At 71.9% G+C, this 19,272-nt stretch carries 21 protein-coding genes; 11 read left to right on the top strand and 10 right to left on the bottom strand.

The window, feature by feature from the left end; translation table 11 throughout:
• Positions 1-14 precede the first annotated feature (14 nt).
• Both ACLQ29_RS30715 and ACLQ29_RS30710 read right to left on the bottom strand, forming a co-directional pair.
• Positions 15-329: a winged helix-turn-helix domain-containing protein gene (locus ACLQ29_RS30715; protein WP_425774873.1), complete on the bottom strand. Its 315-nt coding sequence runs from the start codon at positions 327-329 to the stop codon at positions 15-17.
• Positions 326-805: a hypothetical protein gene (locus ACLQ29_RS30710; RefSeq protein ID WP_425774872.1), complete on the bottom strand. Its 480-nt coding sequence runs from the start codon at positions 803-805 to the stop codon at positions 326-328. The genes ACLQ29_RS30715 and ACLQ29_RS30710 overlap by 4 nt, the downstream gene beginning before the upstream one ends.
• 134 nt (positions 806-939) lie before the next feature.
• Here ACLQ29_RS30710 and ACLQ29_RS30705 point away from each other — a divergent pair, with 134 nt between their 5' ends.
• Complete coding sequence (locus ACLQ29_RS30705; protein ID WP_425761198.1) at positions 940-1,581, top strand: MOSC domain-containing protein; 642 nt, start codon at positions 940-942, stop codon at positions 1,579-1,581.
• A 144-nt stretch (positions 1,582-1,725) separates the two neighbouring features.
• Positions 1,726-2,916, top strand: coding sequence for a low temperature requirement protein A (locus tag ACLQ29_RS30700; RefSeq protein ID WP_425761199.1), 1,191 nt, complete (start codon positions 1,726-1,728; stop codon positions 2,914-2,916).
• A gap of 25 nt (positions 2,917-2,941) precedes the next feature.
• Here ACLQ29_RS30700 and ACLQ29_RS30695 read toward each other — a convergent pair whose 3' ends face one another.
• The 3 genes from ACLQ29_RS30695 to ACLQ29_RS30685 form a co-directional block, all read right to left on the bottom strand.
• Positions 2,942-4,123, bottom strand: a complete 1,182-nt coding sequence (locus tag ACLQ29_RS30695; protein WP_425774871.1) for a low temperature requirement protein A — start codon at positions 4,121-4,123, stop codon at positions 2,942-2,944.
• A 191-nt stretch (positions 4,124-4,314) separates the two neighbouring features.
• The gene (locus ACLQ29_RS30690) at positions 4,315-5,217 is read right to left on the bottom strand and encodes a phytanoyl-CoA dioxygenase family protein (protein WP_091409805.1); all 903 of its coding nucleotides are present in this window, start codon (positions 5,215-5,217) and stop codon (positions 4,315-4,317) included.
• A 222-nt stretch (positions 5,218-5,439) separates the two neighbouring features.
• Entirely contained in the window at positions 5,440-6,300 is an 861-nt protein-coding gene (locus ACLQ29_RS30685; protein WP_425774870.1) for a hypothetical protein, read from the bottom strand.
• Positions 6,301-6,703: 403 nt separating this feature from the next.
• Between ACLQ29_RS30685 and ACLQ29_RS30680 the strand changes: the two genes are divergently transcribed.
• Positions 6,704-7,468, top strand: coding sequence for an SDR family NAD(P)-dependent oxidoreductase (locus ACLQ29_RS30680; RefSeq protein ID WP_393375544.1), 765 nt, complete (start codon positions 6,704-6,706; stop codon positions 7,466-7,468).
• A gap of 91 nt (positions 7,469-7,559) precedes the next feature.
• Here ACLQ29_RS30680 and ACLQ29_RS30675 read toward each other — a convergent pair whose 3' ends face one another.
• Entirely contained in the window at positions 7,560-8,369 is an 810-nt protein-coding gene (locus ACLQ29_RS30675; RefSeq protein ID WP_425774917.1) for an enoyl-CoA hydratase-related protein, read from the bottom strand.
• 19 nt (positions 8,370-8,388) lie between these two features.
• Between ACLQ29_RS30675 and hemW the strand changes: the two genes are divergently transcribed.
• On the top strand, positions 8,389-9,612 hold the full coding sequence (gene hemW, locus ACLQ29_RS30670; protein ID WP_425774869.1) for a radical SAM family heme chaperone HemW: 1,224 nt from the start codon (positions 8,389-8,391) through the stop codon (positions 9,610-9,612).
• 66 nt (positions 9,613-9,678) lie between these two features.
• Here the strand turns inward: hemW and ACLQ29_RS30665 are convergent, their stop codons facing one another.
• Positions 9,679-10,320 (bottom strand): DUF4870 domain-containing protein, encoded by a 642-nt coding sequence (locus ACLQ29_RS30665; protein WP_425761204.1) that lies wholly within the window; start codon positions 10,318-10,320, stop codon positions 9,679-9,681.
• 166 nt (positions 10,321-10,486) lie between these two features.
• Between ACLQ29_RS30665 and hrcA the strand changes: the two genes are divergently transcribed.
• From hrcA to ACLQ29_RS30650, 3 genes are all read left to right on the top strand, one after another.
• A complete protein-coding gene (hrcA, locus tag ACLQ29_RS30660; RefSeq protein ID WP_393375535.1) occupies positions 10,487-11,509 on the top strand; it encodes a heat-inducible transcriptional repressor HrcA in 1,023 nt (340 codons plus the stop codon).
• A 75-nt stretch (positions 11,510-11,584) separates the two neighbouring features.
• Positions 11,585-12,730, top strand: coding sequence for a molecular chaperone DnaJ (dnaJ, locus tag ACLQ29_RS30655; RefSeq protein WP_172862226.1), 1,146 nt, complete (start codon positions 11,585-11,587; stop codon positions 12,728-12,730).
• A gap of 1 nt (position 12,731) precedes the next feature.
• Positions 12,732-13,466 (top strand): 16S rRNA (uracil(1498)-N(3))-methyltransferase, encoded by a 735-nt coding sequence (locus ACLQ29_RS30650; protein ID WP_425774868.1) that lies wholly within the window; start codon positions 12,732-12,734, stop codon positions 13,464-13,466.
• A gap of 293 nt (positions 13,467-13,759) precedes the next feature.
• Here ACLQ29_RS30650 and ACLQ29_RS30645 read toward each other — a convergent pair whose 3' ends face one another.
• Entirely contained in the window at positions 13,760-14,053 is a 294-nt protein-coding gene (locus tag ACLQ29_RS30645) for a hypothetical protein (protein WP_425774867.1), read from the bottom strand.
• A 357-nt stretch (positions 14,054-14,410) separates the two neighbouring features.
• On the opposite strand from ACLQ29_RS30645, the gene ACLQ29_RS30640 reads away from it, so the two are divergent.
• Together ACLQ29_RS30640 and ACLQ29_RS30635 are read left to right on the top strand one after the other, a co-directional pair.
• Positions 14,411-15,157 (top strand): DUF5753 domain-containing protein, encoded by a 747-nt coding sequence (locus ACLQ29_RS30640; protein ID WP_425774866.1) that lies wholly within the window; start codon positions 14,411-14,413, stop codon positions 15,155-15,157.
• The gene (locus ACLQ29_RS30635; protein WP_124820430.1) at positions 15,145-15,339 is read left to right on the top strand and encodes a DUF397 domain-containing protein; all 195 of its coding nucleotides are present in this window, start codon (positions 15,145-15,147) and stop codon (positions 15,337-15,339) included. The genes ACLQ29_RS30640 and ACLQ29_RS30635 overlap by 13 nt, the downstream gene beginning before the upstream one ends.
• Positions 15,340-15,503: 164 nt before the next feature.
• Here the strand turns inward: ACLQ29_RS30635 and ppk2 are convergent, their stop codons facing one another.
• Both ppk2 and ACLQ29_RS30625 read right to left on the bottom strand, forming a co-directional pair.
• On the bottom strand, positions 15,504-16,415 hold the full coding sequence (gene ppk2, locus ACLQ29_RS30630; protein ID WP_425774865.1) for a polyphosphate kinase 2: 912 nt from the start codon (positions 16,413-16,415) through the stop codon (positions 15,504-15,506).
• A 72-nt stretch (positions 16,416-16,487) separates the two neighbouring features.
• A complete protein-coding gene (locus ACLQ29_RS30625; RefSeq protein ID WP_425774864.1) occupies positions 16,488-17,249 on the bottom strand; it encodes an SDR family NAD(P)-dependent oxidoreductase in 762 nt (253 codons plus the stop codon).
• A 97-nt stretch (positions 17,250-17,346) separates the two neighbouring features.
• Here ACLQ29_RS30625 and ACLQ29_RS30620 point away from each other — a divergent pair, with 97 nt between their 5' ends.
• Entirely contained in the window at positions 17,347-17,706 is a 360-nt protein-coding gene (locus tag ACLQ29_RS30620; protein WP_124774517.1) for a histidine triad nucleotide-binding protein, read from the top strand.
• A gap of 85 nt (positions 17,707-17,791) precedes the next feature.
• Entirely contained in the window at positions 17,792-19,159 is a 1,368-nt protein-coding gene (locus ACLQ29_RS30615; RefSeq protein ID WP_425774916.1) for a serine hydrolase domain-containing protein, read from the top strand.
• Positions 19,160-19,272 lie beyond the last annotated feature (113 nt).

The raw sequence follows: 19,272 nt of genomic DNA, 5'->3' as shown, positions 1-19,272 counted from the left end.
GCCGGTTTCGGTGGTCAACCGCCGGGCAGGACGGTGAGCCCCGACCGGGCGACGATTTCCTGTAACGCCGCCACGTGCCCGTCGAACGCCGCCCGACCGGCGTTGCTCAGGGTCACCGAGGTACGCGAGCGCTTGCCCACGAAGCTCTTGCGGATCTCCACGTATCCGGCCTGCTCCAGCGTGGTGAGCTGCTTGGACAGCGCCGAGTCGGAGAGCCCGAGCTGCTCGCGCAGGTAGCGGAACTCCGCCCACTCGGTGGCGGTGAGCAGGCTCACCAGGGACAGCCGGGTCGGCGCGTGGATCAGCTCGTCGAACCGGGGAGTGCTCACCGGCCGCCGCCAAGCGGTCGGGTGGTCATCACCCGGCGAAGGTAGCGCATCAGCGGCAGCCCGGTGGCGGTCATCGCGCCGGCGGTGGTGGCCGCGCCGATCGTCGCGGGCCAGGCCAGGCCGGCCGCCTCGGCGGCGAACCCGGTGCCGAGGCTGAGCGCGACCAGGACGAGCACGTAACCGGCGATGGTGATCGCGCCGTGTACACCGATGAGGCTGGTGCGGACCTGGGCCCGGTGCCGCACCGCGACTCGGCCCACCACGGCGGCCAGGCCGATCGCGTACGCCACCGACCCGACCGCGACCAACCACGGCTGGCGGGTCTCCACGGCGGCGGTGAAGGCAACGATGAGCCCGCCCAACGCGGGCCAGTACCAGTGGGGGACGAGGGTGGCGGTGACCACCTGGTCGCGGCGGGCGCGGATCTCGGCGAGCGCGTCGGTGGCCGACGCGGGAGTGATGCCAGGCTCGGCCATGGCTGCTCCTTGAGAAGAAGGCAAGTGCTTGCCTGTTAGGCAAGTTGAACATTTTCTTGCCTAACAGGCAAGTGCTTTCCTCTTCGGGCAGCAGGAGGCGCTTCCTGGCCTCGACGCGCCGTTAGGCTGACGCCATGACGGGCAGGGTGGCAGCGGTGAACCTCGGCATCGTGACCGAGGCGCAGTGGGCCGGCGACGCGAGCGGTCGCAGCGGCATCGACAAGCGGCCGGTGGACGGCCCGGTGCTGGTCCGCGTCGACGGGGTGGTCGGTGACTTCGTCGGCGAGCGAGCCCATCACGGCGGTCCCGACCAGGCGGTCTACGCCTACGCGGAGGAGGACGCCGCCTGGTGGGCGGCCGAGCTGGGCCGCACCATCGGGCCCGGTGGGTTCGGGGAGAACCTGTCCACCTACGCGGTCGACGTGACCGGCGCGGTGATCGGCGAGCAGTGGCAGATCGGGTCCACCCTGCTCCAGGTCACCAAGCCCCGGACGCCCTGCACCACATTCGCCGGGTTCTGGGGCGTACCGGATCTGATCAAGCGGTTCACCGCGCGGGCGCTGCCCGGGGCCTACCTGCGGGTGCTGCGGGAGGGCGAGGTCGGCCCGGGTGACCCGGTCGAGGTGGTGGAGCGGCCCGCGCACGGTGTGACGATCGGCGAGGTGTTCCGCGCGACCAGCCTGGAGCCGGAGTTGCTGCCCCGGCTGCTCGACGCGGAGGACCTGCCGGAGCCGATCCGGGAGAAGGCCCGCCGTCGCCTCGCCTCCCGCGGTTGAGCGTGCTGCCGTGACGACACGCGGCCCTGCGGTTCGGGTCGGGGTAGCTGGCGGCCGGCAAGAACCCGAGGACGGGACCGGCGGCGCACGGTTGCCCGTATTGTCCCTACCGAGGGCGTGCGGCGGGGGGCCGGGTGAAGCGCGATGTCGACGGCGACGGACAGCGGTGCCGCGGCGGCACCCCCCGATCCGGGCCTGGAGCGTCCGGCCTTCCTGGAACTCTTCTTCGACCTCGTCTACGTCTTCGCGCTGATCACCCTGGCGACCGTCCTGGCCGACAACCTCAGTTGGACCGGCCTCGCCGAGACGGTGGTGCTGCTGCTCGGGTTCACGATGATCTGGGCGCTGACCGTCTGGGGGGCGGACAGCGTCGACCTGACCCGTCCGTCCGGGCAGGGACAGTTCATCTGGGTGGCGGCGGCCAGTCTGCTGTTGGCCGCGCTCGCGGCCGACGCGTACGGCGATCGGGCGCTGCTCTTCGCCACCACGTACGTGGTCATCCACCTGAGCACCTCGGCCTACCACGTCCTGGTCGTCTCGACCGGGAGACTGCCGCGTCGCAGCATCCGGATCCAGATCTGGGAGGCCGTCGCGGGCGTCGGCTGGATCGGTGGGGCGCTCGTCGGCGGTTCGGGGCAGTTGGCGATCTGGGCGCTCACCGTCGTCGTCGAGTACGGCGCAGCGGCGTTGGGCTGGCCGGTGCCGGGGATCGGCCACTCCCGGGCGCGTGACTGGCGGCTGGTCGGCGCCCGGGTGGCCGAGCGGTACCGGCAGTTCGTCATCGTCGCGCTCGGTGTCTCGATCTTCGTAACCGGAACGACCTTCAGCACCAGCGCGTACACCATGGAGCGCGGTTGGGCACTGCTCGTGGTGTTCACCACCGTCGTGTTGATGTGGCGGATCTACATCTACCGCGCCGGTGAGCTGCTGACCGACGCGATCGCCCGGTCGACGAACCCGGCGCTGCTCACCCAGTCCGCGGCGGCCACCCATCTGATCATGGTGGCCGGGATCGTCGGCGCGGCGGTCACCAGCCACCTCGTCGTGAGCCGCCCGTTGGGCGACACCCCGCCCTCGTGGGCGGCGGTCATCCTCGGCAGCCCCGCGCTGTACCTGCTCGGCCGGGGCGTCCTCGACTTCACCGTGTTCGGACGGATCTCCCGGTCCCGGCTGGCCGGTGTGGTGCTGCTGGCGTGCCTGGCGCCGACCACGCCTCTGCTGCCGCCGGTCACGGTCGCGCTGCTCGCCATGACGGTGCTGCTACTGATCGCCGTGGCGAACCTGGTGAGTACCCGGCGGCACGCGCGTGCGCCGGCACCGCCGATGCTGCGGTGACCCGGTACGCGGCGGCCCCGCGTCGTCACGGGGCGGCGGGCCGGACCGGGCGGTTCCGCCCGGCCAGCCCTTCCCCGACCAGGGTGAGCAGCAGGACCAGGTTCGTCAGCACCAGGGCGGTCAGGGGCGGGAGCAGGAGTGTGGCGGGCGCCAGCAGGGCGCACAGCACCGCGATCGCCAGCACCCGGGACCAGAGGGTCCGGCCGGTCACCACGGCGTCGAACAGGACGGTGCCGAGCAGGAACAGGGCCGGTCCGCCGAGGGTGGCGGCCATGACCTCGACCGAGGCGGGGCCGAACGGCCGGTCAATGACAAGCGTCGTGCTTGTCGAGACCAACACCACCCCGGCCACCATCACCAGATGGCTGTACGAGGTGGAGGTGCCGGGGCGGACCCGCTCCACGGTCGTGACGCTGGGCGGGGCGAGGATCCGCTGAACCCGCTGGAAGTAGAGCTGGAACAGCAGGACCGCGCTGACGAACGCGACGGCGCAGGTGGCCACCGGGCCGGCCGTGAACCCGCTGTCGGCCAGCCCCATCCCGATGCTCAGGATCAACTCGCCGAGCGCCACGATGAAGATCGCCCGGTGCCGCTCGGTGAGGTGCATGCCGGTGAAGATCTGGCTGGCGAGTTCGGTACGTCCCAGCCTGGGCGTCGGCCAGCCGATCCGGGCCGAGCCGAGGTCCACCGCCGCCGCGATCGACCAGAGCACCAGTCGAGGCGTCTCGTCCACGAACACACCGGCCACCCAGGGCGCCACCGTGATGCCGAACCAGAAGAACACCCGGATGCTCCTGGCCTGGATCGGGCGGTTCACCCGGGTGCCGGGGATCAGGACGGCGTCGCGGACCAGGTGGATGCCGAAGTACGCGGCGACGAAGAGCCACCCGTACCGGCCGAAGGCGTACGGCGTGGCGATCGCCATCAGCAGGGTGCCGAGCATGACCAGCAGGGCGGTCGCCTGGATGATCGGCAGCCGGGGGTTGAACAGGTCGGTGAGCCACGCGGTGAGCACCCAGACCCACCAGGCGGCCAGCAGGAGGACGGCGGTCTGCAGCGCACCGCGAACGGTGAGGTCGGTGGCCAGGCTGGCGGCCAGCCGGGAGAACATGAAGATGTAGACCAGGTCGAAGAAGAGCTCCAGGAAGGTCGGGTAGGCCGGCTCGCCCCGGCGGCGGAGGATCCGGGGAAGCGGAGCGGACGTCACTGCGACTGCCTCCCGTGCCACCCCGCGCCCTCCGGCGGGGGCGCCCCGACCTGCGCACCCGCCACGCTACCGACAGTGCGGTCTCCGGTGGTCGGGAACGGGCTCGGCCCGGGTGATCGGGCCCCCGCAGACACGAAACGGCCCTCTGCCGTGGTGCAGCGGTGGCAGAGGGCCGTTCTACGAGCGAAAGATCAGCGGAGCCAGGGGATGTTGCGGTCGAGCAGGCCGCGCTCCTTGAGCTCCTTGCGCAGCGGGATCTCGTCGTCGACGTACCCGTCCCAGTTGATGCCCCAGTAGTTGGCGGTGTGGGTGCCCTCACCGATCAGCTGGCGCTGCACGGGGGTGCGGTTGCGGTACCACTCGCCGTTCACGTCGGGGTGCAGCTCGTCCAGCGGACGGATCCACCGGTAGGTGTAACCGACGAAGAGCATCTTGCGGGTGATCGTCGACAGGTTCGTCGAGCGCGAGTGCCACTGCCGGCGGTCGAAGATGAAGGCGTCGCCCGGGTTGGCGGTGATCTCCACCGTGCCCTCCGGGTCGGGGTTCTGGACGGTGAGGTCCGCCGGCCGGGGCAGCGAGTTCTTCAGGTGGCTACCCGGGATGACCTTGGTGGCGCCACGGCCGGTCTCGGAGAGATCCGACAGCACGTACGCGACCTTCAGCGAGAACATCGGCCGGGGCAGGTTCGGGTCCATCGTCTCCGGGTCGGAGTTCTGCCGGTACCCGTCCTGGTGCCAACCCCAGTACGGCTTCTCCGGCTCGGCGGCCGGCGGGGTGACGTCCAGGTGGTTGTGGTGGGTGTAGATGTTCCAGCCGGCCAGCCCCCACATGTACGGGAAGGCGATCGGGTGGGTGAGCAGCTCGCCGAAGAGCTCGTCGCGCTCCAGGAAGCCCAGCAGGTGCAGGGTGCCGTCCTTCTTGGTGGTGCCCTTGGCCTGTTCCTCCGCGTAGACGCGGTCGACAGCCGCCTCCAGCGCCGCCCGGTGGTCCTCCGTCAGGACGTTGCGCAGCAGGAGGAAGCCCTGCTCGTGGAACTCCTTGCGGTCAGTGTCGCTGATCGGTTCGTAACCGGTCCGGTCGCCGTAATCGAACACCGTGTCGTACCCCTCCCCATGAGGTGAAACCTTTTCTGGCACAGGCCGCCGATCGTAACGCGATGGCCAAGCCGTCGGGGAGGGCGTGTTGCGCGTGGGGCCCCGGGCGGAACCCCTCGCAGCGGGAAGGCTGCGTTAAGTGAGATTTCCGTGATCGATAGAGGTCTTTACGGGTTTTTGTCCGATTGTGCGGTGACTGCCGGTTAAGAGATCCGGGGCCGGTCAGCCCTCGCCGAACACCTCGGCCACCACCTGGCCGGCGGATTTCTGCTGGCCGTCCGCCCGGACCCAGGTGCCGCCCCGGGCGGTCCACTCCAGGTCGCCGAAGCTGACCCGCTTCACCCCGTGGTCCTGGGCGTGCGAGACCAGCCAGTGCGCGTACCGCCAGCCGTCCCGCTGATCGCCCGGAGTCACCGTCAGGCCGGTCGGGTCGTTCGGGTCGAGGCCCTTCAACCCCCAGTCCAGCACGAGGTTGCGGGTGAGCTGCGCGGCGGCCGCCGCGCCATGCATCACCGGGGTACGCCCCACCGTGCAGGCGACCGCGCCGGTGGCATCGCCCATCAGTGCCCGGCTGAGCACCTCGGAGTCGCCGGCCCACTTCTGGTAGGCCTCCGGAAAGGCCGAGCGCTGCACCCGCTGGGCGGCGTCGGTGACGCGCATCTTCTCCCAGCCACGGACCTTCTTGAGCGCCGCGTAGAACCGGTTGGCCGCGTAGCGCGGGTCGCGGATCTGCGTCGAGGTGCCCCAGCCCTGACTCGGCCGTTGCTGGAACAGGCCGACCGAGTCGCGGTCGCCGTCGGCGAGGTTGCGCAGCCCGGACTCCTGGTACGCCGTGGCCAGCGCGACCACCACGGCCCGCTCGGGCATGCCGCGCTGGGCGCCGATCGCCGCGATGGTCGCCGCGTTTGCCATCTGGTCGGCGTCCAGGGCGACCCGGCCGTCGGCCCGCACGGTGCACTTGCGTGCCGCCAGGGGCAGTTGTAGACCGCCTCCGACCTGCCGTACGACGAGCCAGATCGCGATCACGGCGACGAGGATGAGGACCACTCCACCCGCTACGGCTGCCCGAGTTCGCACCCACACCCCCAGATCGACAAGTCCGCCAAGCGTACGTCCCTCTCGCGCCCAACGGGTCGTCCGAGCGGGTTCGGGGCTGGCTCGGCGACTCCGTCCCGGTTCGGGTCGGCTCCGCCGACGTGAACCGATCGAGGCATTCCCGCTGCGGGCGCGGTCTCACCTGCCCGTATCGCTCTCCCGCCCACCCTGGCTCAACGACAATCCAAGGCGTGTGGTGCCGGTTGTCGCTGGCTGGCTGGTGTGCGCCCGACGTCTCGGGTCGCCGGCCTGTCGTGCGGGTCACCGCCTCAGCCGGGCCGGGAAGTGGTTGACCGGTCAAGGAGTTACTACGGTTGACATGTCAATCGCTGGCCCGCCCGGTGGTACGCGAAACCGACCGGACCGGGGTCACGGAGCAAGGAGGAGTTCCATGGGAACGCTCGACGGCAAGGTTGTGCTCATCACCGGCACCGGCGGCGGTCTGGGACGCGTCGCCGCGCAGATCTTCGCGCGGGAAGGCGCGAAGGTCGTCGGGGCCGACATCCAGGTCGCCGGCAACGACGAGACTGTCGAACTCGTCCGAGCCGCCGGCGGTGAGATGACCGGCATCGCGCCTGTCGACCTCGCCGATCCGGAGCAGGTGCGGACGTTCGTCGAAGACGCCGCCGCGGCCTACGGCGGGCTCGACGTGGTCTACAACAACGCGGCCGCGCTCCGCTTCGGCCCGATGCCGGACTTCTCGGTCGAGGACTGGCGCTACACCATCACCGGTGAACTGGACATCCCGTACTTCGTGTCGAAGTTCGCCTGGCCGCACCTGGTCCAGCGGGGCGGCGGCGTCATCATCAACGCCGCCTCCATGGCCGGCATGATCGCCGGTCACGTCCCCCCGATGGTGGGTCACACCGCCGCCAACGCCGGCGTCATCGGCCTGACCCGACAGCTCGCGCTCGAGGGCGCGCCGCACGGGATCCGCGCCGTGGCGGTCAGCCCGGGGCCGATCATCAGCCCGGCAAGTGAGCGCGACCTGGGCGACAACCAGGCGGCTCGGGACGCGATCACCGGCAAGACGCTGCTCAAGCGGTTCGCTCAACCCGAGGAGGTGGCCGAGCTTGTGGTGTTCCTGGCCTCCGACCGGGCGTCGTACATCACCGGGGCGAACTACCCGGTCGACGGCGGCGCGACCGCCTGGTGAGCGGACCGAAGGGCCCGGGGACGCCACCGCACGCAGAAGGCGTCCCCGGCGGCCCGGTCCCAGCCGGCCCGATCACCGGCACCCCCGGGTCCTACCCGGCCTGATCACCAGAACCCGCGTCCAGAGCGGCCACCCATCGAGTTAATCGGTTTTCCCGGAAGGCCGTGACCCCCTCGCGTCCCTCGTCGGACAGGAAGTACCCGGTCGACAGGGCGGACAGCCGGGCCAGGTCGGCACGCAGCTCGGCGGCGCCCGGCCGGCGCAGCAACTCCTTCGCCCCGGCCAACGCGCCCGGCGCGCCACGCACCAGCGAGTCGCAGTAGCGCCGCACCACGTCGTCCAGCCCGTCCGCCGGCACGCTTGCCGTGACCAGGCCGATCTCGGCGGCCCGCCGGCCGTCGAAGGTGTCTCCGGTCAGATACAGCTCGGCGGCGGCGCGCGGGTGCAGTCGGGGCAGCACGGTCGCCGAGATCACCGCCGGGATCACCCCGATCCGCACCTCGGTGAACGCGAACGTCGCCTCGTCGGCGCAGACCGCCAGGTCGGCGGCGGCGATCAGACCCAGCCCACCGGCCCGCGCCGGCCCGCCCACCCGGGCCAGCACCGGCTTCGGGCACTCCCACAGCGCCGCGAGCACGTCACCGAGCATCCCGGCGGGCACCGCGCCGCTGGCGTACGCCGCGGCCGTCTCCTTCAGGTCCGCGCCCGAGCAGAAGACCGGGCCGGTGTGGTCCAGCACGATCGCCCGGACCGTCTCGTCGGCGACCGCGTCGCCCAGCCCGGCCAGCAGCTGGGTCATCAGGCCGGTGGAGAGCGCGTTGCGGTTGTGCGGGCTGTCCAGGGTGAGGGTGGTCACCCCACGGGCCGTGGCGACCCGCACGAGGACGTCGGGAGAGGTCATGCCGGGCACACTAGTGGCCATGCCCGGCCTCCTTCCAGATGGTGAGACCGTCCCCGTCGACGGATCGCTGCCCGCCACCGCCACCGCTGCGGTCGGCGCGCGCGGCTTCGGCGTGTACGTGCACGTGCCGTTCTGCGCCAGCCGCTGCGGCTACTGCGACTTCAACACCTACACGGCAGCGGAGCTGGGCGGCGGCGCCAGCCGCGAGGGGTACGCCGACACCGTGCTGGCCGAGCTGGCGCTCGCCGCCCGGGTGCTCGGCGACAGCCCGCCGCCCCGGGTCGACACCGTCTTCGTCGGCGGCGGTACGCCCACCCTGCTCCCCGCCGACGACCTGGCCCGCATCCTCGACGGCATCGACCGCACCTGGGGGCTGGCCGCCGACGCCGAGGTGACCACCGAGGCCAACCCGGAGTCGGTCACCCCGGAATCGTTGAAGCTGCTGCGGTCGGCCGGCTACACCCGGATCTCGCTGGGCATGCAGTCCGCCTCCCCGGGGGTGCTGGCGATCCTGGACCGCACCCACAGCGCCGGCCGGGCCACCGCCGCCGCCCTGGAGGCGCGCGACGCCGGGTTCGAGCACGTCAACCTGGACCTGATCTACGGGACCCCGGGGGAGCGGCCCGAGGACTTCGCCGCCTCGCTGGAGCAGGTCGTGGCCGCCGGGGTGGACCACGTCAGCGCGTACGCCCTGATCGTTGAGGACGGCACCCGGCTCGCCGCCCGGATGCGGCGCGGGGAGCTGGCGTACCCCAGTGACGACGTGGCCGCGGACCGCTACCTGGCCGCGGAGGCCGCGCTCGACGCGGCCGGGCTCTCGTGGTACGAGGTCTCCAACTGGGCTCGCACCGACGACGCCCGGTGCCGGCACAACCTGCTCTACTGGACCGGCGCGGACTGGTGGGGGCTGGGGCCCGGGGCACACAGCCACGTCGGCGGGGTGCGCTGGTGGAACGTCAAGCACCCCTCGGCGTACGCCAAGCGGTTGGCCGCGGGCGCGTCTCCCGGCCTGGCCCGCGAGGTGCTCACCGTCGACGAGACGCACATGGAGGACGTGATGCTGCGGCTGCGGCTGGCCAGCGGCCTGCCGTTGGCGGTGCTCGACGCCACCGGCCGGGCGGGCGCCGAGCGGGCCCTCGCCGGCGGCCTGCTGGCCGCCGACGAGTACGCGGCCGGTCGGGCGGTGCTCACCCTGCGCGGGCGGCTGCTCGCCGACGCGGTCGTGCGCGACCTGCTGCCCTGAGCCAGCCCCGCCGCCCCGGACCGGGGCAGCGGGGCGCCTACCGGCCGGGGGAGCGGCCGGAGGAGGTCACTTGATGAAGTTGACCGAGAGCGGGTAGCGGTAGAGCTGGCCCTCGTTGGCCTTGATGCCGGCGATGATGCCGAACACGGCACCGAGGATGAAGGCCGCCACGACCCCGAGGAAGCCGATCAGGATGCAGGACAGCACCCAGCCGACCAGGCCGACGATCGACCAGAGGAGCTGGAAGTTGAGCGCCGCCACGGCGTGCGACCGTACCGTCGGGGACTGGTTGCCGCGGGCCAGCAGCGCCACCAGCGGGCCGATCCAGCCCAGCACCCCGCCGCTGAGGATCATGCCGGCGGCACCGCCGAAGTGCGCGACGAGCGCCCAGGTCTTGTCCTCGTTGCTGGCAAAGCCGCCACCGGGGCCGCCGTAGGCGCCGCCGGTCGGATATCCGCCAGCCGGGTTGCCACCGGGCGGGTAGCCGCCGGGCGGCGGATAGCCCCCCGCCGGGGGGTAGCCGCCCGACGGCGGTTGGTCACCGGTGGGCGGCGGATAGCCACCGGCCGGGGGATAGCCGCCCGGGCCAGGCGCCCCGGACAGTGGTGCGGTGGGTGGCTCGGCCGACGGGTACGAGCTGGGAGAGGTCGGCTCCGGCGGGTAGTTGCCGGGGTCACCCGCGCCGGGAGGGCGAGGAGGTTCAGTCATGGGTGTCACGGTAGGGGTCCGTGGCAACGCCGCACCAGTGGGCGACCGTTGATCATCGCGCCGGCGGGTACGCCGACGTAGACTGGCACTCGTTACAGTCGAGTGCCAGGACGGCCCGGCCGGGCCCACGGCACCGGCGGCCGACGTGCGACAGGAGGTGCGGAGGATGGGTCTCGACGACCGAAAACTCGCCGTGCTCCGCGCGATCGTCGAGGACTACGTCTCCACCCAGGAGCCGGTCGGCAGCAAGGCGCTTGTCGAGCGGCACCAGCTCGGGGTCTCCCCGGCCACGGTCCGCAACGACATGGCCGTGCTGGAGGAGGAGGGCTACATCCGGCAGCCGCACACGAGTGCCGGCCGGGTGCCCACCGACCGCGGCTACCGGCTCTTCGTCGACAGGTTGTCCCGGGTCAAGCCCCTCAGCCCGGCCGAACGTCGGGCCATCGAGCGCTTCCTGGTCGGCGCGGTCGACCTCGACGACGTGGTGCACCGCACGGTGCGACTGCTCGCCCAGCTCACCCGGCAGGTGGCCGTCGTGCAGTACCCGAGCCTGGCCCGCTCCTCGGTTCGGCACCTGGAACTGGTGCCGATCTCCACCACCCGGCTGATGCTCGTCATGATCGCCGACACCGGGCGGGTGGAGCAGCGGCTGGTGGAGCTGCCCGGGCCGGTGCCCGCCGACAACGTCACCGACCTGCGCCGGCTGGTAAACGAGAAGCTCGCCGGCGCGCGGCTGTCCGACACGCCACCGTTGGTGCAGGCGCTCGTCGAGGAGGTGCCGTCCGAGCTGCGTCCGGCGATGACCACGCTCTCCACGGTGCTGCTGGAGACGCTTGTCGAGCGGCACGAGGAACGCATCGCCCTGGCCGGCACCGCGAACCTCACCCGGGGCGGCCTGCTCGACTTCCAGGGTTCGCTACGGCCGATCCTGGAGGCGCTGGAGGAGGAGGTCGTGCTCCTCAAGCTCATCGGTGAGACCGAGCCGAGCACGACCCGGGTGCTGATCGGCGACGAGAACGAGTTCGACAACCTGCGCGCCGCCTCGGTGGTCAGCACCGGGTACGGCCCGGGCGCCACGATCGTCGGCGGCCTGGGGGTGCTGGGGCCCACCCGGATGGACTACCCCGGCAATATCGCCACGGTGCGCGCCGTGGCACGCTACGTGGGCGAGTTGCTGGCCCAGAACTGACCAGTCAGGGCCGACGGCCGGCTGTTTGCCGCCGGATCGGCGCAACGCGAGACGAACATGAGGACACGGAACGCAGTGGCCAGGGACTACTACGGCATCCTCGGTGTGAGCCGGGAAGCCTCCGATGACGAGATCAAGCGCGCCTACCGCAAGCTGGCGCGCCAGTTCCACCCGGACGTCAATCCGGACCCGGAGGCTCAGGAGAAGTTCAAGGACATCAACGCCGCGTACGAGGTCCTCTCGGACGACCGCAAGCGGCAGATCGTCGACCTGGGTGGCGACCCGCTCGCCCCGGGCGGCGGTGGCGCCGGCGGCCCGGGTGGCCCCGGTGGCGCCGGCCCGTTCGTCGGTTTCCAGGACATCATGGACGCGTTCTTCGGCGGCGCGGCCGGTGGGGCGCGCGGCCCCCGTCCACGGACCCGGCCGGGCGCCGACGCGATCCTGCGCCTCGAACTCGACCTGCACGAGACCGCCTTCGGCGTCGAGGCCCCGATCACCGTCGACACCGCAGTGCTCTGCACCACCTGCTCCGGCGCCGGCACGGCCGCCGGCACCCACCTGGCGACCTGCGAGGCGTGTGCTGGTCGCGGCGAGGTGCAGTCGGTGCAGCGCACCTTCCTCGGCCAGGTGGTCTCCGCCCGGCCGTGCACCGTGTGCCAGGGCTACGGCACGACGATCCCGCACCCCTGCCCCACCTGCGCCGGCGACGGCCGGGTACGCACCCGCCGCTCGCTGACCGTCAAGATCCCGGCCGGCGTCGAGGACGGCATGCGGATCCGGCTGGCCCAGCAGGGCGAGGTCGGCCCGGGTGGCGGCACCGCCGGTGACCTCTACGTGGAGATCCACGAGCGGCCGCACGACGTCTACTCCCGCAAGGGCGACGACCTGCACTGTCGGGTCACCGTGCCGATGACCGCAGCGGCGCTGGGCACCCGACTCACCATCAAGACCCTGGACAGCGAGGAGACGGTCGACGTCAAGGCCGGCACCCAACCGGCCAGCACGCTGCGACTGCGCGCCCGGGGCGTGCCACACCTGCGCGGCACCGGCCGGGGCGACCTCTACGTGCACCTGGACGTGCGCACGCCGACCAAGCTCGACCCCGACCAGGAGAAGATGCTGCGCGACTTCGCCAAGACCCGTGGCGAGGAGGTCGCCGAGTTATCCAAGCAGGGCGGCTTCTTCTCCCGGATGCGCGACGCGTTCAACGGGCACGCCTGAGGTGTCCGCGCCGCTGTTCCTGGTCGAGGCGCTGCCCACCGGTGACGCGTTGACCCTGGACGGCCCGGAGGGGCACCACGCCGCCACCGTGCAGCGGCTGCGCGTCGGCGAGGAGTTGCTGCTCGCCGACGGCCGGGGTGGCACGGCCGCCGCCGTGGTCACCGCCGTCGGCCGGGGCAGCCTGGAGGTCACCATCACCTCCCGGGGGTACGCGGACGCGTCGGTCCCCCGGATCGCCGTGGTGCAGGGCATCGCCAAGGGCGACCGGGGTGAGCTGGCGGTGCAGGCGATGACCGAGGTCGGGGTCGACGAGATCGTGCCCTGGGCGGCGTCCCGCTCGGTCACCCAGTGGCGTGGCGACCGGGGCGTACGCGCCCGGGAAAAGTGGGTGGCCACCGCCCGGGAGGCCGCCAAGCAGGCCCGCCGGCCCTGGCTGCCAGTGGTGGCCGGCGCGCCGGACGAGTCCACCGCCACCGTCGCCCGTCGGATCGCCGGCGCTGCCGCCGCCTTCGTGCTGCACGAGGAGGCCGAGGAGCGGCTCAGCACCGCCGAGCTGCCGCCGGGCGGTGAGATCGTCCTGGTCGTCGGGCCGGAGGGTGGCATCGCCGCGGCCGAGCTGACGGCGTTTCGGGAGGCGGGCGGGCGCGTCGTCCGGCTCGGTCCAGCCGTGCTGCGCACCTCGACCGCCGGCGTGGCGGCGCTCAGCGTGCTCGCCACCCGCCTCGGCCGCTGGTGACCCCGACGCGTGCTCGGTCAGGGGCCGTGTAGTAGCCGGTGGAGAGGGCTAGCGGCGTTCGGCCCAGCCGACGAAACGCGGGGTCAGGTCCGGCAGTGTGGCGTTCGGGTTGAGCTTTGCCAGGTCCGCGGTCGCCTCCTCCTGAACCTTCGCCATGTGCACCAGCAGGCCCGGTCGATCCTGGCGGAACTCGCCAAGGAGGCGCAGCTTCGCGGCCGAGCAGGGCCAGAGAATTCCGCAGTTTGGGCAACGCCACGACGGGCGTAACGGCTTGTGCTCAGGCTCGCCGCGCATCAGGCGACCCCTATTGGGTTGCGGACGACCGGACGGCGTGCGGTCTTCCGGCCGGGCTGAGTCGGCGGGTCCTGCCAGACCAGGCCGGCGGTCATGACGAACAGTGTGCGACGCGCGACCGCGTCTCCGCGCGCCCCCAACTCGTACGCGTCAATCCACAACCACCCGTCATAGGTCGGCCAGTCCAACGGCCGGATCACGCGGACGAGGATCGGCCGCATGAACTGCACACTCGCGGCGCAGGTGAGGCGCAAGACGTCGCCCGTCTGGACCTTCCGCAGGGGCAGCGTCATGCGACCACCAACCAGCCGCGATCAGGGGCACGGTTGCTGAGGCTGACCGGCCAGATCGGAACGACGGTTCCCGGCGGCCACGGGACCGGCGGTTGCGTCGCCGGATCGGTCGGCGGGGCGGGCTGCGGTTCGGGTGGCTTGTTCGGCATGGGTGCTCCCACTGATCGTCGTTTTGGGAAAGGGCCGCCCCCGCGTGTGCTCGCCCACCAGGAGACGGCCCCGCACGAACGCGCCCGCCGGGTCTCGGGGTCCTACCGGCCGCGCCGTCTAGAGAGCACCTTGCCCATTGAAGCTGGACGGCTACACCACGTAGCTATACGTTCTGTAGACGTTGAAGACGTTCGCTCGGAGGTGGGTATGAATCAGGCGCTACGAGCTGCGCTGGCCGATACGGGTGAGACAGTAGAAAGCCTTGCCGAGCAGGTAGGCGTAGACCCGAAGACGGTGGCGCGCTGGGTCAACCCCGGCCGAGTCCCACACCCGCGCCACCGTGCAGCCGCAGCCGCTGCGCTCGGCCGCGAGACTGAGGACATTTGGCCGGACGTCTTGAAACGGCGGGAACCGCCATGGCTACGCCCGTGGGTGGAGACCGAGCTTCAGGCGTCCGCCCTGCGCGCCTTCCAGGTGGCGGTCATCCCCGGCTTGTTGCAAACCCCCGAATACGCCGCGGCGGTACTAGCCAGCGGGGTGCTCGACCCGGACGAGGTCGCGGACTACGTCGCGACACGGCTGCGCAGGCAAAAGGCGGTTCTCGACCGACGCAGGCCCCCGCTCTTCGTCGCGGTGATTGACGAATTCGCCCTTCGTCGTGGCGACCCCGAGATCATGAACCCGCAGCTAGACCACCTGGTAAAGATGGCCCAGCGACCGAATGTGCTCCTTCACGTGCTGCCGCTGGACGCGGGCCTCCATCCCGGGCAGGCGGGACCGTTCGTCATCGCCACAACCGAACACGGCGATGTCGCGTACCTCGACGACCAGGCTGCGGGAAGGCTGACCAACGACACCGCCGCCCTTTGGGCCACCTGGGATACGCTGCGCTCGGTGGCTCTCTCACGCCGCCAAACCATCGACTACCTAGAGGCAAGGTCATGGCTGATCTGACCGGCGCCCTGTGGCGCAAGAGCACCCGCAGCAGTTCCAACGGCGGCGACTGCGTCGAGGTTGCCGACAACCTTCCGGGCGTCGTCGCGGTGCGCGACTCGAAGGACCGGTCGGGTCCGGCGCTGACCTTCCCTCCGGCCGCGTGGGTCGCGTTCGTCGGCCAGGTGGCCGAGCGGTCGTAACCGCCGCTAGACATGGGCCCGCGCCCGTCCCCGATTGGGGGCGGGCGCCTCGCTTGGAGCCGGCGCGTTCCGTCCGGAGCAGTGCCAGCGTCGCCCGAGTGCGCACGTAGCGCATGGAGAACGGCTGTACGTCCTCGGCCGCTGGTGATCGGCCGGCGATCCGCTCAGGGGCGGGGAAACACCGGCACGACCTCTTCCTCCGGACGTAGGTCCAGCCCGGCCGGCCCGATGATCTGCGGATCGGGTGTGCCGACCACCTCGGGGTCCTTGCCGGTGTAGTCGAAGCGGTGCAGCACGTGCCGCATCGCCTCGACACGGGCCCGTTTCTTGTCGTTGCTCTTCACCACCGTCCACGGCGCGTCGGCCGTGTCGGTCCAGAAGAACATCGCCTCCTTCGCCTCCGTGTACTCGTCCCACCGGTCGAGCGAGGCGATGTCCATCGGGGACAGCTTCCACTGCCGGACCGGGTCCACCTGGCGGATCGCGAACCGGGTGCGCTGCTCGTTCTGCGACACCGAGAACCAGAACTTCACCAACCGGATGCCCGAGCGCACGAGCATCCGCTCCAGCTCCGGGGCCTGCCGCAGAAACTCCAGATACTCCTTGCGGGAGCAGAAGCCCATCACCCGCTCGACGCCGGCCCGGTTGTACCAGGACCTGTCGAACAGCACGATCTCACCGGCCGCCGGCAGGTGCGCCAGCCACCGCTGGAAGTACCACTGACCAGCTTCCCGCTCGTCCGGCTTCGCCAGCGCCACCACGGACGCGCCGCGCGGGTTGAGGTGCTCCATGAACCGCTTGATGGTGCCGCCCTTACCGGCCGCGTCCCGCCCCTCGAAGATGATCACCAGGCGCTCGCCGGACTCCTTGATCCAGTCCTGGAGCTTGAGCAGCTCGATCTGGAGCAGTCGCTTGTCGCGGTCGTACTCGTCGCGGTCCATCCGTTCGTCGTACGGGTAGTCCTCCCGCCACGTCTCCACGGGGGTGCCGTCCGGGCGCAGCAGGACGGGGTCGTCGTCGTGGCCATCGGCCACCTGATAGTCGGCGGTGAGGTCCAGCGGCGCGGTGTCGGCCATGTCGGTGAGACTTACCCGCCTCGTGCCGCAACCCACCCCCCTGGCCGGGTGATGTGGGCGGCTGTTCCGCCGTCAGCTACGCAGGTAGGAGGCGCCGTTGAGGTCGACGATCGTGCCGGAGGCCCACTCGGCCTGCGGCGAGGCGAGCCAGTGCACGGCGGCGGCGATCTCCTCCGGCTGACCCACCCGGTCGAACGGGCTCTGCGCCCGGATCGCCGCGCCCCGCTCGCCGTGCAGGTACTCGGTGGTCATGTCCGTCGCCACGAAGCCCGGCGCGACAGTGGCGACGGTGATGCCGTACGGCGCGAGCGCCACCGCCAGGGACTGACCCAGCGCGTTCAGCCCCGCCTTGCTGGCGCCGTACGCCGGCTGGTCCGGCTCGCCGCGGAACGCGCCCCGGGACGAGACGTTGACGATCCGGCCGCCCCGCTCGCGCATGTGCTGGGCAGCGCACCAGGTGACGTTGCCGGCACCGGTCAGGTTCGTCGCCAGCACCTGCTGCCAGCGCTGCTGCCACTGCTCGTAGGAGGCGCCGAAGACCGGGTGCGGATCGTCGCGGTCGCCGTACGTCCCGGCGTTGTTGACGAGCACGTCCAGCCCGCCGAGCAGCTCGGCGGCCCGGTCGACCATGGCCCGTACCGCGTCCGGGTCGGTGAGGTCGGCGCGGACCACCACGTGCCCGGCGCCGGGAAGCTGCGCCCGCAGCTCCTCGGCCGCGTCGGCGGAGTCGCGGTGGTGGATCGCCACCCGGTCACCACCTGCCGCGAACGCCGTCGCCACCGCCCGGCCGATGCCGCGCGAGGCCCCGGTCACGAGTACCGCTCGATCCGTCATGGCGGCCATCCTGCCTCAGCCGCCCCATCCCCGCGAACGGCCGGCGGCCCCTGCTGCGCCGGAGCGCCCCCGGCCCGTCAGTCCCTAGACTGCCCCGATGGGATCCGACTGCCTGTTCTGCCGCATCGTCGCCGGGGAGATCCCGGCCACCGTGGTCCGGGAGACCGACACCACGCTCGCCTTCCGTGACATCGACCCGAAGGCGCCGGTGCACGTCCTGGTCATTCCGAAGGAGCACTACGCCGACGTCGCCACGCTCGCCCAGGGCGACCCGGCGCTGGCCGCCGACGTGCTGGCCACCTCCGCCGCCGTGGCCGAGGACGAGGGCCTGCTCGGCGACGGTTTCCGGCTGATGTTCAACACCGGCGCGTACGGCGGGCAGGAGGTTTTCCACGTGCACGCGCACCTGCTCGGTGGCGCGCCGCTCGGCCCGATGCTCGCCCGGAACCTGGCGTGAGCGGCGGGCTTGGCGTGGAGCCGCGTGCCGGCGGGCGGCGAAGTGGAGCGGCGGCGTGACCGCGGGTTCCGGGGTCGACGCGCGGATGGACGAGCGCCTGGGCCGGCTGGTCCGCAGGGTGCAGGCCGACGCTCGGGTGCCGGCGGTGTCGGCGGCGCTGCACCGGGCCGACCGGCCGCTCTTCAGCTGCGCCGTAGGCGCGACCGGCACCGACAGCCCGTTGGGGCCGGGCACCCAGTTCCGGATCGGCTCGGTCACCAAGACCTTCACCGCGGTGCTGGTCCTGCAGTGCCGCGACGACGGGCTGCTGGACCTGGACGACCCGGTGGGCCGGCACCTGGACCTGCCCGCGCACGGCGAGCTGACCGTCCGCCGGTTGTTGTCGCACACCGCCGGCCTGCAACGCGAGCCGTTCGGTGACGTCTGGGACACCCTGCGCGCGCCGGACGCCGACCGGTTGGTGGCCGAGCTGGACCGGGCCGAGCGGGTGCTGCCGACGGCCCGGCGGTTCCACTACTCCAATCTCGGCCTGGCCGTGCTCGGTCACCTGGTCGCCCGGCTGCGCGGCGAGAGTTGGGCGCGGTCGCTCACCGATCGTGTCCTGACACCGCTGGGGCTGGCCGACACCAGCGTGACCCCTCGGCCGACGGCGGCCACCGGCTTCCTGGTCGACGCGTACTCCGACGAGGCACACCCCGAGCCGCCCACCGACTTCGGCGCGGTCGGCCCGGCCGCCCAGCTCTGGAGCACCGCTACCGACATGGCCCGCTGGGCGGCGTTCCTCGCCGACCCGGCCGCGCTGGATCCGGCCGGCGCGGTCCTCGCCGCCACCACGCTCGACGAGATGCGCTGGCCGGTGACCACCACCGACGAGACCCTCTGGGGCGAGGGATTCGGGCTCGGGCTGATCCTCGTCCCGCAGGGGGAACGGGTGGTGCACGTGGGGCACATCGGGGCGATGCCCGGTTTCCTCGCCGCCGTCTACGGCCGGCGAGGAGGCGACGGCACGGCCGGCGCGATGGGTGCCGCGGTGCTCGGCTCGTCCGGCACGGCGACCGAGGTGTTCGACCTGCCGCACCTGCTGCTCGCGGCGGCCGTCGAGCACGACCCGGCCGAGATCGAGCCCTGGCGACCCGGCGCACCCGCTCCGGCGGCCCTGCGGGGTGCGCTCGGCCGCTGGTGGGGTGAGGGCTCCGAGTACGTCTTCTCCTGGCACGACGGCACCCTGCGGGCGCAGGGTGCCGGCGACCCGGCCGGACGTCCGCCGGCGATCTTCACCCCGTTGCCGGACCGGCCGGACGTGTTCCGCACGGTCTCCGGTCGGGAGACCGGTGAGCTGCTGCGGCTGACCCGGGACGGGGCCGGCGCGGTGGTCCGGATGCACTGGGCGACGTACCGGTTCACCCGTCATCAGGAGACCTTCGACAGGTACGACTTCCGCGCCGGGAGTTGATCGCGGCCAGCGGAAATGGGCGCGATGCCGCCCACGTTGAACAGATACGATGGGTGTAACGTCCGCACGCCGTGCCAGCAGGGCCGGCGCCGAGATCGAGAGCAGGTGCGCAG

Source organism: Micromonospora sp. DT228 (genome assembly GCF_049841595.1).
In the GTDB taxonomy this organism is placed as follows: domain Bacteria; phylum Actinomycetota; class Actinomycetes; order Mycobacteriales; family Micromonosporaceae; genus Micromonospora.
Note: the sequence above shows the minus strand (reverse complement) of the source record. Positions and strands in the feature narration are given on the sequence as shown.